Source organism: Nocardioides mangrovi, assembly GCF_020073815.1.
GTDB classification, from domain to species: Bacteria; Actinomycetota; Actinomycetes; order Propionibacteriales; family Nocardioidaceae; genus Nocardioides; species Nocardioides mangrovi.
The window spans coordinates 506,362-519,557 of record NZ_JAIQZJ010000001.1; the positions used below are offsets into that span (position 1 = coordinate 506,362).

12 protein-coding genes are annotated in these 13,196 nt (G+C 73.2%); 5 read left to right on the forward strand and 7 right to left on the reverse strand.

What is annotated here, in order from left to right:
• Positions 1-49: 49 nt before the first annotated feature.
• Entirely contained in the window at positions 50-3,562 is a 3,513-nt protein-coding gene (locus K8U61_RS02360; RefSeq protein ID WP_224121357.1) for an ATP-binding cassette domain-containing protein, read from the reverse strand.
• 94 nt (positions 3,563-3,656) lie between these two features.
• On the opposite strand from K8U61_RS02360, the gene K8U61_RS24770 reads away from it, so the two are divergent.
• The gene (locus tag K8U61_RS24770; RefSeq protein ID WP_263426479.1) at positions 3,657-3,779 is read left to right on the forward strand and encodes a hypothetical protein; all 123 of its coding nucleotides are present in this window, start codon (positions 3,657-3,659) and stop codon (positions 3,777-3,779) included.
• Positions 3,780-3,892: 113 nt separating this feature from the next.
• Here K8U61_RS24770 and K8U61_RS02365 read toward each other — a convergent pair whose 3' ends face one another.
• From K8U61_RS02365 to K8U61_RS02380, 4 genes are read right to left on the reverse strand one after another with little or no spacing between them, the layout of a single operon-like run.
• A complete protein-coding gene (locus K8U61_RS02365) occupies positions 3,893-4,714 on the reverse strand; it encodes an ABC transporter permease (protein WP_224121358.1) in 822 nt (273 codons plus the stop codon).
• Entirely contained in the window at positions 4,714-5,556 is an 843-nt protein-coding gene (locus K8U61_RS02370) for an ABC transporter permease (protein ID WP_224121359.1), read from the reverse strand. The genes K8U61_RS02365 and K8U61_RS02370 overlap by 1 nt, the downstream gene beginning before the upstream one ends.
• An 18-nt stretch (positions 5,557-5,574) precedes the next feature.
• Positions 5,575-6,789 carry an ABC transporter substrate-binding protein gene (locus K8U61_RS02375; RefSeq protein ID WP_224121360.1) on the reverse strand — a complete coding sequence of 405 codons (1,215 nt, stop codon included), beginning with the start codon at positions 6,787-6,789 and terminating at the stop codon, positions 5,575-5,577.
• Positions 6,786-7,850 (reverse strand): ABC transporter ATP-binding protein, encoded by a 1,065-nt coding sequence (locus K8U61_RS02380; RefSeq protein WP_224121361.1) that lies wholly within the window; start codon positions 7,848-7,850, stop codon positions 6,786-6,788. The genes K8U61_RS02375 and K8U61_RS02380 overlap by 4 nt, the downstream gene beginning before the upstream one ends.
• A 146-nt stretch (positions 7,851-7,996) precedes the next feature.
• Here K8U61_RS02380 and K8U61_RS02385 point away from each other — a divergent pair, with 146 nt between their 5' ends.
• The 4 genes from K8U61_RS02385 (at position 7,997) to K8U61_RS02400 (ending at position 11,421) form a co-directional block, all read left to right on the forward strand.
• Positions 7,997-8,767, forward strand: a complete 771-nt coding sequence (locus K8U61_RS02385; RefSeq protein ID WP_224121362.1) for a FadR/GntR family transcriptional regulator — start codon at positions 7,997-7,999, stop codon at positions 8,765-8,767.
• Positions 8,764-9,465 (forward strand): cache domain-containing protein, encoded by a 702-nt coding sequence (locus tag K8U61_RS02390; protein WP_224121363.1) that lies wholly within the window; start codon positions 8,764-8,766, stop codon positions 9,463-9,465. Before K8U61_RS02385 ends, K8U61_RS02390 begins: the two co-directional genes overlap by 4 nt.
• A gap of 224 nt (positions 9,466-9,689) precedes the next feature.
• On the forward strand, positions 9,690-10,046 hold the full coding sequence (locus tag K8U61_RS02395) for a YciI family protein (RefSeq protein ID WP_224121364.1): 357 nt from the start codon (positions 9,690-9,692) through the stop codon (positions 10,044-10,046).
• A gap of 76 nt (positions 10,047-10,122) precedes the next feature.
• Positions 10,123-11,421, forward strand: a complete 1,299-nt coding sequence (locus K8U61_RS02400; protein WP_224121365.1) for a polysaccharide deacetylase family protein — start codon at positions 10,123-10,125, stop codon at positions 11,419-11,421.
• Between the two features lie 6 nt (positions 11,422-11,427).
• On the opposite strand, the gene K8U61_RS25320 is transcribed toward K8U61_RS02400, so the two are convergent.
• Both K8U61_RS25320 and K8U61_RS02410 read right to left on the reverse strand, forming a co-directional pair.
• Positions 11,428-12,741, reverse strand: coding sequence for an FUSC family protein (locus K8U61_RS25320; protein ID WP_224121366.1), 1,314 nt, complete (start codon positions 12,739-12,741; stop codon positions 11,428-11,430).
• Positions 12,738-13,181 (reverse strand): MarR family winged helix-turn-helix transcriptional regulator, encoded by a 444-nt coding sequence (locus tag K8U61_RS02410; protein WP_224121367.1) that lies wholly within the window; start codon positions 13,179-13,181, stop codon positions 12,738-12,740. Before K8U61_RS02410 ends, K8U61_RS25320 begins: the two co-directional genes overlap by 4 nt.
• Positions 13,182-13,196: the final 15 nt, after the last annotated feature.

Here is a 13,196-nt window from a genome sequence, read left to right on the forward strand (position 1 = left end):
TGAGTTTCATCGGCCGGCCGATGAAACTCCCCGGAGGGCGTGCCTCGACTCAGCCCGCCAGGTGGCCCCAGTCGGACGCCAGCTCGGCCCAGGGACCGGTCGCCGCGACCCGGCCCTCGACCAGCACGACGACCCGGTCGGCCTGGACCAGGGCGGCGCGCTTGGAGGTCGCGCCGACCACGGTGGCGCCCCGGGACCGCAGCGCCGACCAGAGCTCGACCTCGGTGGCGGCGTCGAGGGCCGAGGAGACGTCGTCGGCGAGCAGCAGCTCGGCGTCGCAGGCGAGACCGCGCGCGAGGGCGAGGCGCTGCACCTGGCCGCCGGAGAGCCGGACGCCGCGGTGGCCGACGAGCGCGTCGGGGCCGCCGGCCTCCTCGACGTCGGGCAGCATCCGGGCGGTCTCGAGCGCCGGCAGCACCTGCCGGTCGAGGTGGTCGAGCCGGACGTTGTCCGTGAAGGTGCCGGACAGCACCCGCGGGACCTGCGCGACGTGGGCGACGCGGCCGGGCCGGAGGGTGACCTCGGGGTCGGTGACGGGCTCGTCGTTCCACCGGATGTCACCGGTGCTGGAGACGAGCCCGGCCAGCGCGGAGAGCAGGCTGGACTTGCCCGAGCCGACCTGGCCGAGCAGCAGCACCAGCTCCTGCGCGTCGACGGTGAGGTCGACGTCGCTGACCCCGATGGTGCCGTCGTCGTGGACCGCGGTCAGGCCGCGCAGCTCGAGGCGGCGCAGCGGCTCCCGGTCGCCGGCCGTGGGCGCCGGCGTAGTGCCCTGCACCAGGTCGACGCCGGCCGGCAGGTGCATGAGGTCGCCGCCGCCGGCGAGCCGGCTGGTGGTCTGCATCCAGGCGCGGGTGCCGGGCGCCTCGGTGATCACCGAGCCCGCGACCCGGCCGAACCAGTCGAAGCCGGCGACCGCGTTGGCCACCAGCAGCGCGGTCGCGAGACCCCAGCCGCCGCCGACCATCACGGCCCAGGCGGCGACGACGCCGCACTGGACCATCACGATCGGGACGCCGTCGAGGAGCGCCTGGACCCGGTGCTCGCGCACGGCGGCGTCGACGCGTCCGGCGTCGACGGTACGCAGGTGGGCGTGGACGCTCGGCGTGGACGCGGCGAGCTTGACGGTGCGCACCGAGTCGAGCGCGCTGACCAGCGAGCGGCCGAAGCGGGCCCGCGCGGCGGCCGAGGCGGCCGCGGACCGGCCCGCCACCGTGCGGCCGAGCGACGAGGCCAGCGCACTGGCGAGCATGACAGCGAGGAGCACGCCGCCGGCGAGCAGGCTCCGGGCGACCACCGCGGTCACGACGGCGATCGCGAGGCCGTTGAAGAAGTCGACCCAGCGGTCGGAGTAGCGGGCGAGCCGGTCGGCGTCCATGGTGCGGGCGACGACCTCGCCGGGCGGGGTGCGACGGAGGCGGCGCTGCGCGGTCTGCCCGATGAGGACGGAGGTGCGCACGCGCAGCATCACCGCGATCCACCAGCGCGGGTAGAGCCGGATCGCCCAGGCGAGCAGCAGCGGCGAGATCACCAGCGTGACCACGGTGGCGACCGTGAGGAGCACCGGCGTCTCGCCGCGCTGGAGCGCGACCACCAGGTGGCCCCACACCCAGCCCGTGAGGGCACCGAACGCGCCGGTGAGCGCCGAGGCCAGGAAGACGAAGATGCTCACCACGCCCCATCGGGGCTCGATCAGCAGCGCGGACGTCGTGGCGCGCACCAGGCCGGGGACCGGCCGGAGCTGCGGCGCCGGCGGCGGGGTGCCGGTCCGGCGGGCGGTGCCGACCCGGGCGGCGGAGCTCTCCTGGGCCGTGACCCGGTCCTCCTCGGCGGAGGCGTCGAGCAGCGAGCGGAAGGCGCCGGGCTCGGACGCCAGTCGGGCCCGCGGGCCGCGCTGGACGACTCGGCCGTTGTCGAGGACCGCGACCTGGGCGGCGCGCTCGGTGGTCGAGAGCCGGTGGGCGACGAGCAGACCGGTGCGCCCGGACAGGAGCCGGTCGGCCGCGCGGACGACGTTGGCCTCGGTCACCGGGTCCATCCGGGCGGTCGCCTCGTCGAGGACGACGACGCGGACGTCGCGGACCAGCAGCCGGGCGAAGGCGACCAGCTGCTCCTCCCCCGCGGACAGGGTGGTGCCGCCGGGTCCGAGGAGCGTGTCGAGACCGTCGCCGAGACCGGCGACCCAGTCCGCGAGGCCGAGCTCGGTCACCGCTGCCTCGACCTGGTCGCGGGGCCGGTCCTCGAAGAGGGTGATGTTCTCCGCCAGGGTGCCGGCCAGGATCTCGGTGCGCTGGGTGACGACGCCGACGGCGGAGCGGAGCGCGTCGAGGTCGAGGTCGAGGACGTCGACGCCGCCGAGCACGACCGAGCCGCGCTCCGGCTCGACCGCACGGGAGAGCAGCGAGGCCAGCGTCGACTTGCCGGAGCCGGTGCGCCCGACGAGCGCGCAGGTGGTGCCCGCGGGCACGTGGAGGTCGACGTGCTGGAGGGCGAAGCGGCCCTCGGCGTAGGCGAAGTGGAGGTCGCGGAACTGCAGGTCGAGGCTGCCGTCGGGCAGCGCGGCGCCACCCCGCTGCTCGCGCGGCGCACCGAGCAGCGACCGCAGCCGCAGCACCGCGCCGAAGCCCTCCTGGAGGTCGGGCAGGTGGCGGGCGAGCTGGTCGACCTGGCCCACGAACATCGTGGTCACCAGGAAGAGCGTCACCAGCGAGGCCGTGCCGAGGTGGCCGCCGACCACGAGCGCCACGCCGAGCAGCGCGACGCCGGCCAGGACGGCGTGCAGCAGGGTGCCGGTGCGCCGGGTCACCCGGGCCTCGACCGAGAGCACGGAGTCGAAGAGCGTGTGGCAGCGGGCAGCGAGCTCGGCGCAGCGGCGCAGCACGTGGGCCTGCCCGAGGCTCGCCCGCAGGTCGTCGCGGCCGGCGACGCCCTCCTCGAGGGCGGCGGCGTGGTCGGTCCACGCGGCCTCCTCGAGCACCTTGCGCTCGGAGATCTGCGGCAGCAGCGGTCGTACGACGAGGATGGCCGCGAGACCGGTGAGCGGGAAGAGCACGAACGCCGGCCACCACGTCAGGCCGGCCACGATCCACAGCGGACCGGACGCGAGGACGGTGCGGATCGCCATCCACGCGCTCTGCCGCAGCAGCGTGCCGACCTCGTGGGTGTCGTCGTCGACCCGGTCGAGCACCTCCCCCACCGCCTGCTCGGTCAGCGCCGCGAGGGGCTGGTGGAGCGCGGCGTCGAGCAGGTCGGCGCGCAGCCGCCCCTCGGCCCGGTCGACCATCCCGGCCCACAGGGTGCGGGCGAGCGTGTCGAGGACGGCCGCGCCGACGACGCACAGGGCGAGGACCCGGACGAGGCCGGTGCTGGCGTCCTCGGCCAGCTTGCCGGCCACCATCGTGCCGAGCGAGGTGCCGACCGCGGCGATGGCGCAGGCGACCAGCGCCACGGTGGCCACCGGGCCGCGCAGCCGGCGCCAGTCGACGCTGTGGTCGACGTCGGGCCGACCGCTCGGAGGGGTGGACCCGACGTGACGGGTGGCGGCGAGCTCGGTCGTGGACATCGCCTCGACGCTACGACGGCGGACCGACATCCGTCGCGCGAGTTTCCGGCCCTCGCAGCGTTTGCCGGAGGTCCGGATCGGAGACAGCGGAGCCATGATGCTCGCGGCGGTCGCGCCCCACGACCATGACTGGCGCCTCCAGGCCGTCTGGCACGAGGAAGGCGTCTCGACCGAGGAGTTCGGGTGCGCCGGCTGCGGCGCCGTGGACTTCCGCTGACGACGATCACCCGCACGGTGTAACGCCGCGGCCGGGTCGCGACATGAGGTGGATGCCGGCGGCCTCATCCATCGTTCCCCCGACGCGGGGCCGCCGGCACCCTCCACTCCGCGCTACGGGATGTTGATCGCCTCCGCCTGCGAGCCGGAGAGTCGCTGCGCGAGGTAGATCGGTACGGCGGAGAGCACGACCAGCACCGCCGCGACCACGTTGACGACCGGCGCCTGGTTGGGTCGGAAGAGGTTGTTGAGGATCCACAGCGGCAGCGTCTGGTCGTGCGGGCTGGCGGTGAACGTGGTCACCACGATCTCGTCGAACGACAGCCCGAAGGACAGCAGCGCCCCGGCCAGCAGCGCCGAGCGCAGCATCGGGAAGGTCACCAGTCGGTACGTCGTCCAGCGGCCGGCGCCGAGGTCCATCGAGGCCTGCTCGAAGCTGGTGCCGAGCCGCTGGAAGCGGGCCTGCACGTTGTTGAAGACCGTGACGATGCAGAAGGTCGCGTGCGCGATGATCACGGTCCACAGGCTCAGGCCGATCCCGAGGATCGTGCTGAACTCGTTCTGGAAGGCCAGGCCCGTGACGATGCCGGGCAGCGCGATCGGCAGGATGATCAGCAGCGACACGACGTTGCGGCCGAAGAAGCGGGTGCGCCGCAGCGCCATCGCCGCCAGCGTCCCGAGGAGCAGCGCGACGACCGTGGCGGCGCACGCGACCTTGACGCTGGTCCACAGCGCGTCGCGAGCACCCTGGCTCTCCCACGCGACCTTCCACCAGTGCAGCGTCAGTCCGGGCGGCGGCCAGCCGAAGGTGTTGTCGGTGTTGAAGGAGTTGAGCAGCACCAGCAGCAGCGGGACGTAGATGAAGACGAGCACCACGGCCGTGAAGGCACCCAGCGTGCCGCGGAGCCCCCGGGACAGGGTCTTGGTCTGGGCCATCAGAGGTCCTCCAGTGCGCCGACCCGGCGGGCCAGGGCGAGGTAGACGACCATCACCACGATCGGGACCGTGGCGACCGCCGCCGCGAAGGGCAGGTTGTTGGCCGCACCCTGGTTGTCGTAGACGACGTTGCCGAGCAGCTGGCTGGTGCCACCGACGATCTGGACGGTGATGTAGTCGCCGAGGGACAGCGAGAACGTGAAGATCGAGCCGGCGACGAGCGCCGGGAAGGCCATCGGGAGCACCACCCGGCGGATGGTGGTCCACGACCCGCCGCCCAGGTCGGACGACGCCTCGAGGAGCGAGTCCGGCACCCGCTCGAGCCCGGCGTACACCGGCAGGATCATGTAGGGCAGCCACAGGTAGGACAGCGTGATGATCACGGCCGGGAGACCGTAGCCCGGTGTGTCCAGCCCGAAGGGGTTCGCGATCCACGCGATCGGCCCGTCCGCGGAGAGCATGCCGCGCCACGCGTAGGCCTTGACGAGGTACGACGCCCACAGCGGCGTCAGCACCGCGATGACGAGGAGCCGCTGCGTCCGGGGTGAGGCGACCTTCGCCATGTAGAGCGCGATCGGGAAGGCCAGCACCGCGTCGACGACGGTGACGAGCGCGGCGATCCCGATCGTGCGCAGCGTGATCGTCCGGTAGACGTCGACCGTGAACAGCTGCCGGAAGTTGTCGAGCGTCCAGATCCGCTCGATGTTCCCGGTGAAGTCGTCCTGGGTCCACAGGGAGGTGACGAGGAGGGCCGCCAGGGCCCCCAGGTAGGCCACGCCCAGCCACAGCATCGGTGGCGTGAGCAGCAGTCCCACCCGGAGGCCCGGGCGACGGTCGAGCATCGACAAGGTGTCGGAGTCCTAACCCTTGATCTCGGTCCAGGCGGTCGTCCAGTCGCCGTAGTCGGTGCACTCGGTGTCGGTGCGGCCGTCCAGGCACTGGGAGATCGGCGTGGTCCAGTAGTGGATCTGCGAGGCGAAGTCGGAGTCCTCGGCGTGGTACGTGTCGCAGAACGACGTGTCGGTCGTCAGGTCGCAGGCCTTGGTGTTGGCCGGCGCCTCACCGAAGTACTCCGCGACCTGCGCCTGCGCCTCCGGGCTGGTGATGTAGTCCATCCAGAGGTAGCCGCAGTTGGGGTTCTTGGCCTCGGAGCTGATCATCCAGGTGTCGGACCAACCGGTGGAGCCCTCCTCCGGGAGGACCGCCGCGACCGAGTCGCCGATGGTGGAGGCGATGACCTGCCAGGTCGTCCCGATCACGGAGTCGCCGCTCTTGAACGCCGCGACCTCCTTGAGGTAGTTCGACCAGTACTCCGAGACGTTCCCCTTCTGTGCCTTGAGCAGGTCCACCGCGGCGGCGAGCTGGTCCTGGTCGAGGGCGTAGGGGTCCTCGATGCCCAGGTCGGGCTGGGTCGCCATCAGGTAGAGCGCGGCGTCCGCGATGTAGATCGGCGAGTCGTACGCCGTGACCTTGCCGGCGTACGTCGACGCGTCGTCGAAGACCGCACCCCAGCTGGTCGGCGCCGGCTTGACGACGTCCTTGTTGTACATGAGGAGGTTCGCGCCCCAGCCGTGCGGGACGCCGTACATCTGCCCGTCGACGGAGTTGAACTTCTGGTCCTTGAGGAACGGCGCGATGTCGGCGTAGTTCGTCAGCAGGTCGGTGTTGACCGGAGCGACGTCGCCGCCCGCGATCAGGCGCAGCGTCGCGTCGCCGGACGCCGACACCACGTCGTACTCGCCGGTCTTCATCAGCTGCACGGCCTGGTCGGAGGTGTCGAAGTACTTCACGTTGGCCTGGCAGCCCGACTCCTTCTCGAAGGGCGTGACCCAGTCGATCGACTTGTCGGTGCTGCCGTCCTCGGCGTAGCCGGGCCAGGCCAGGATGTTGACCTGGCCCTCCGGGTCGCCGATCGACTCCTGCATGGGGACGTCGGGGGCGGTGAAGCCGCCCTGGTCCGCGTCGGCCTTGGTGCCGCCGTCGCTGCCACCCGAGCTGGTGCCGCACGCCGAGGCCAGGGCGAGCACGCCTGCGCATGCCACCGCCGCCAGGGTCTTGCTGCGGGTCTTCCTCATGCCGTCTCCTTCTCCGTCGCGACCGGCTCCGCCAGTCGGACCAGGTGGTCACGTCGCCAGGTGAGGACGACGCGCTGCTCGCGCCGCTCGAGGGCGGCGTCGATCGTGGTGTCGGTGTTGGGGTGCGACACCGTCATCGTGGGACCGGCGTCGAGCTCGACGACGGTGCTGGTGCTGGCGCCGAGGTAGACCACCTCGCGCACCACGCCCGGCGCGACGCACAGCCCTGCGGCGTCGGCCGGGACGTCCTGGCTCTCCGGGCCGAGGCCCACCTTCTCCGGGCGGATCACGAACGTGCCGTCCTCGCCGACCACCTGCCGGGCGGCCTCGCCGTGCAGCAGGTTGGAGGTGCCGACGAAGCCGGCCACGAAGGCGCTCGCCGGCTGGTCGTAGAGCTCGACCGGCGTCGCGAGCTGCTCGATGCGCCCCTCGTTGAAGACCGCGATGCGGTCGCTCATCGTGAGCGCCTCCTCCTGGTCGTGGGTGACGAAGACGAAGGTGATGCCGACCTCGCGCTGGATCTCCTTGAGCTCGATCTGCATCTCGCGGCGCAGCTTGAGGTCGAGGGCGCCGAGCGGCTCGTCGAGCAGCAGCACCTTGGGCCGGTTGACCAGCGCCCGGGCCAGCGCCACGCGCTGCCGCTGGCCGCCCGAGAGCTGGTGCGGCCGACGCTCGCCGTACCCGCCCAGGCGGACGGTCTCGAGCGCCTCGGTCGCGCGCTGGCGACGCTCGGCCTTGGCGACCTTCTTGACCCGCAGGCCGTACTCCACGTTCTGCAGCACCGTCATGTGCGGGAAGATCGCGTAGTCCTGGAAGACGGTGTTGACGTCACGCGCGAAGGCCGGGCGCCGGGTCACGTCGTCCTCGCCGAGCAGGATGGTGCCGGCCGTCGGGTCCTCGAACCCCGCGATCAGCCGCAGCACGGTGGTCTTGCCGGAGCCGGACGGGCCGAGCATCGAGAAGAACTCACCGTCGGCGATCTCGAGGTCGAGCTCGTCGACCGCCCGGACCGGGCCGAAGTGCTTGCTCACTCCGCGCAGGGAGATCGCGGTCGCCGTCATCGAGCTCCTCGTCATTGCCGTGTCATTGCTGGCACTGTGCTGGTCATCAGTGCTGTCGCTCAGGGGTGGACGGCTCTTAAGATATGGAACCAGACATTAGATTGAACAGACCTGGTTCGGTAACAACTCTGTTGCGAGGGGACGCGATGAGCGAGGTACGCCGGCACGGCAGCCGCGCTCACAGCGCGATCTTCGCTCCGCTGAGCGACGTCGGCCGCGCCGGACAGGTCGAGCAGCGGCTCGCCGAGGCGATCCGCTCCGGTGTGCTGGTCGAGGGCGAGCGGCTGCCCAGCGAGCCTGAGCTCGCGGGGATGCTGCGGGTCGCGGTCGTCACCGTGCGCGAGGCGCTCACCGGCCTGCGGGCGCAGGGGCTGGTCACCACCACCCGCGGACGGGGAGGCGGCACCTTCGTCGCCGCCGGCGCCTCGGCCGACGAGGACGCCCTCGCCGACCGCCTGGGGTCGATGACCCGCGCGGAGCTCCAGGACCGCGGCACGCAGTACGCCCTCGTGCTCGCCGGCTGCGCCGAGCTGGCCGCCGAGCGCGCCGACGCCGGCGAGGCCGCGGTGCTGCGCGGGCTGCTGGCCGAGGAGGACGACCCGGTCGGGACCTGGCGGCACGCCGATGCCGAGCTGTGGCTGTCGGTCGCGGCGCTCACGCAGTCGGCACGGGTGACCCGGGACGTGGTGCGCCTGGAGGCCGACTTCGGCATGATCGTGCGCATCCCCCTGAGCGACCCGGAGGTCCGGGCCCGCACGCTCGTCGGGCTGCGGCGCCTGATCGGCGCCGTCGAGGCCGGCGATCCCGAGGGCGCCCGCCGGGTCGCCCGGACCCACCTGCAGGAGACCCTGGACCGGATCGCCCGGATCCAGGCCGACGTCCACGCCCGCGACGCGATGCCGAGGAGCGCCTCATGACCAGCTTGCCCAGCACCGTCTCCGACTCCCTGTCCGGCTCGGTCGCGCGCTGCGCGATCGCCGTCACGGCGTACTTCGGCGCCCTCTTCGGCTCGCTCGAAGGCATCGGTGAGCAGGTGCTGCAGACCTTCACCCAGGGCCGCACGGTCTCGGCCGCCGCGCTGAGCGAGGTCGTCGAACCGCTCGCCCGGACCACCCTGGCGGGCCATCCGGTCGTCGGCGCGGGCTTCGTCGTCACGCCCGGCGTGCTCACCGACCGCGAGCTGCACCTCGCGTGGTGGCAGGGCGAGGAGCAGCAGCCGCTGCCCGAGCGCGGCGTACCGATCGGCCACCACGTCTTCGACTACACGCGGCACGAGTGGTTCCGGACCCCGCTCGCCACCGGGCTGCGCCACGTCACCGGGCCGTACGTCGACTACGTGTGCACCGACGAGTACGTCCTCACCGCGACCGTGCCGGTCCTCCTCGACGGCCGGATGATCGGCGTCGCGGGCGCCGACACGCGGCTGGAGACCTTCGAGCAGCTGATGCGCGCGCCCCTGCAGGACGCCGGTGCGGTCGCGCTGGTCAACACCCACGACCGGATCGTCGTCGCGGCCGACCCGCTGCTGCGCTCGGGCCAGAAGGTCGACCCCGCGTCGTACGCCGTCGCCCACCCACTGCCGGGCCTGCCCTTCCGGGTGCTCGACCAGACCTAGTGTCGCGGGCGGAGAGTATCTGGATGGTTGGTGTCGTCAGGGTGCGTGCCTGGCACGGCGGCGTCGCGCCGGGCTACCGGGCGTCACTCCAGCGATGCCAACGCAGCCAGGTGCGTGCCATGGCGGCTCGAACCGTCCAGCGACTCTTCGCCCGTGACCGTAGTGTCGAATCCGGCCGAGCTCGCCCGTCACCCTGGGTGAGACCACCCGACCGAGGAGGACCCGTGTCCGACGATCGCCGCTACCTGCTCCTGCTGCCCGCCCCCGAGGCGGAGTGGGCCGAGCTGCCCGAGTCCGAGCACGAGCTGGGGATGGAGAACCACCGACGCTTCCACGAGGCGCTCGCCGCGCGGGGTCACACCCTGGTGCTCGCGAGTCCCCTCGAGCCGTCGAGCGCCGCGATCTCGCTGCGCAACACCGGACGCGGGTCGGCCGTCGTGACGGACGGGCCGTTCGCCGAGTCCGCCGAGCAGGTCGTCGGCTTCTACCTCGTCGCGTCCGCGGACGAGGACGACCTGCTCGAGGTCGTGCGCGCGTTCGCCGAGGGCGGCGACCACGTGGAGCTCCGTCGGTTGGCCTGACGATCGCTGGCCGGGCTCGGCAACCCGGAGCGCCCCTGCTGCGTCGCACGCACGGACAGGTCGGCAGGATGGGGTGATGGGTGTGCGCCGGTGCTTCGTCGCGGCCGCGACGCTGCTGCTCGGCGTGGTCGCCCTCCCCTCCGCTGCGGGTGCGCCGCGGGACCGGAAGGTCGAGCCCTGCTCCCGCGGCCTGGTCGCGCTCACCTTCGACGACGGTCCGTCGGCCTCGGTGACTCCCCGGCTGACCGCGCTGCTGCGCCGCGAGAAGGTGCCCGCGACGTTCTTCATGATCGGCGAGCACGTGGCGGCGCACCCCGAGCTGGTGCGGATGGTCGACCGCCGTGGCTTCACGATCGGCAACCACACCTGGGCACACACCGACATGACCACCCAGACCCCGGCCCAGCTCCGCCGCGCGATCCAGGAGACGGCCCAGGCGTTCGAGGACGCCGGCGTCGAGCCGACCGACCTGGTGCGGCCGCCGTACGGCGCGATCGACGACGGGGTGCGCCGGGTGATCGCCCGGGTCGGGCTCGAGCCGGTGCTCTGGACCATCGACTCGCGGGACTGGACGGGGCTGACGCCCGCCCAGATCCGGACCGGCGTCGTCTCGGCGGTGCGTCCGCACGCGACCAACGTCGTGCTGCAGCACGACGGCGTCACCAACTCCCCCGCCACGCTGAAGGCGCTGCCCGGTGAGATCGCGACGCTGCGAGAGCGGGGCTACTGCTTCGCGGGCCTCGACGCCGACGGCGACCCGACCCCTCCGGTCCCGGTCGTGAGCGTGGTGCCCGACCGTCGCCGGGTCATCGAGGGCGGCCGGGTCCGGCTGACGGTGCGGCTGGACCGGCCGACCACGCGGGTGACCGCGGTGCGCACGGTCGCGGGGACGGTGCGGATACCGGCCGGCGACCAGGTGGCGCACCAGTCGTGGCGGGTTCCGCAGGACCGGGTCGACGAGGCACCGGAGGACGTCACGGTCCACGGGCACACCGTCGTGCGCGTCGTCGACGACGATCCGGCGCCGGTGGTCAGCCTGCGCGACGTGGAGGTGGCCGCGTCGCCGCTGATGCCGACCGCGGTCCAGGTCGACGTCGACCTGGACCGCCCTCGCGACCGGCCCCTGCGGGTCGACGTGCACAGCACGCTCGGCACGACGGAGGTCGTGGTCCCCGCGCGGGAGCAGCACGCGACCGGCAGCCTCGCCGTACCCCGGGGTCGCCCCGATGACAAGATCCGCCGGATCACGCTCCGCGGAGCCGGCGCCGCGGCGACACTCACGGTCCGGCCGCCCGACCAGACCTGGCTCCAGGCCGCCCGCGCGGCGGTGGCGCAGGTGCGCTGGCCGACGATCTCGGTGCCGCGGGTCTTCTGAGCTGGATCAGGGGCGGAGCGCGACCAGGACCGGACGGAGACCGGGCGCCAGGTCCTCTGCGGCCGGGTCGTCGCGGCCGACCATCGACCGTCGGATCCGGCCGACGTCGCGGCGTACGGCGCCGCCGGGAGGCTGGTCCAGCTCGTGCAGAGCACGGACCGCGGCCAGCTGGGCGCGGGCCCGCGGATGGCTGCGCGCACCGGCGCGCAGCGTGGGGGCGAGCTGGTCGAGGGCGGCGAGCGCGTCCGGGAAGGACCCGTCCTGGTCGTTGATCGCGCGGAGACAGTCGGCCACCCGGGCCCGGAAGACGTCGCGGGTGCGGACCGGCAGCACCCACCACGCCGCCGCCAGGCCGATCGCCGAGCCGAGGAGGACGCCGACCATGCGCTCGCGGAGCTGCTCGGCACCGCTCTGGCCGAAGCTGCCGTAGTAGGCGTGCAGCAGGGACAGCATCGCGGTCATGCCCGCCGCCCAGAAGGCGTAGCTCCAGTGCCGCAGCACCAGCGCCACCGCCATCACCACGAAGAGGACGACCAGCGTCGACCGCTCCCCCGGCGGGACGTGCAGGACGCCGACGGTGGCGAGCACGGTGCCGGAGACGGCACCGACCACCCGCAGCCCGGCCTTGTGCGCGACGTCGCCGCGGCCGCGGTTGCCGGAGGCGACGACGTAGGCCGACAGCACGCACCACGCCCACCGGTCGTCGAAGAGCAGGCGGCCGACGACGAGGGCGACGGCGAGCCCGACGAACATCTGGACCGCCATCCGGGTCGGGGTGTCGATCCGGCGCCGGCCGGCTCGCGGCGGCCGTTCGGCAGCAACATCGACGCTCCGGAACCGGGCGGTCAGGGCGGCCCAGGCGATGGCGACCAGCGCCGCGACCGTCGACCAGACGAAGAGGTCACCGGTGGAGCCACCACCGGCCACCACGGGCACCGGTGTCACGAGCAGCGCCAGGAAGGGGAGCGCCACGACGCGACCGGCCCGTCGGACGACGCCGGACCAGCGGCGCGCGAGGATGCCGATGCTCAGCCCCACGACGAGGAGGGCCTCCCCCAGGCTCCGCGCGTGGAGCAGCAGCCAGGCGACCCCGGACGCCGCGACGGACACGACCACCACCTCGGCGGCGGTCTCCAGACCGACGTGCAGGCCCCGCTCGGCCGTGCGGCCGAGCATCAGGGAGAGCACGACCGCGAGCACGCTGGCCTGCGCCGGTACGTCGGTCACCTGCCCCAGGAGCAGCGTGGTCACCAGCGCGCCGAGGACGACAGCCATGGTGGCGGCCGCACTCCGGACCGCCGCGCCGACTGCCGGGGTCACGGCTCGACCGGGACGACGCGGTCGCCGTACGCCGCGACGCGCAGCATCACCTCCGCCGCCCGGGCCAGGAGCTCCTGCTCCTCGACGGTGCAGACGGCGTTCACCGCCTCGGTCAGCCAGCGGTCGCGCGGCGCCATCTCGTCGCGCATGGCGCGGCGCCCGGCGTCGGTGGCGTCGATCAGCGAGCCGCGCCCGTCGGCCGGGTCCGGGGTCCGGCGGACGAGTCCGTGGCTCTCGAGGCTCGCCAACGGCCGGGTCAGGGACTGGGGCGTCATCGCGAGCTGGGCGCCGATCTCACCCGGCGTCAGCGGGCCGTCGACGAGGACGCGGCCGAGCACCGCGACGTGACCGAGGCTCAGGTCACCGCCGCGCTCGGCGCGCGCCCGCGACGCCAGCGCCGTGACCGACCGGCGCAAGAGCGCCGTCGAAGTAGTACGCACATGCGTACTATATCC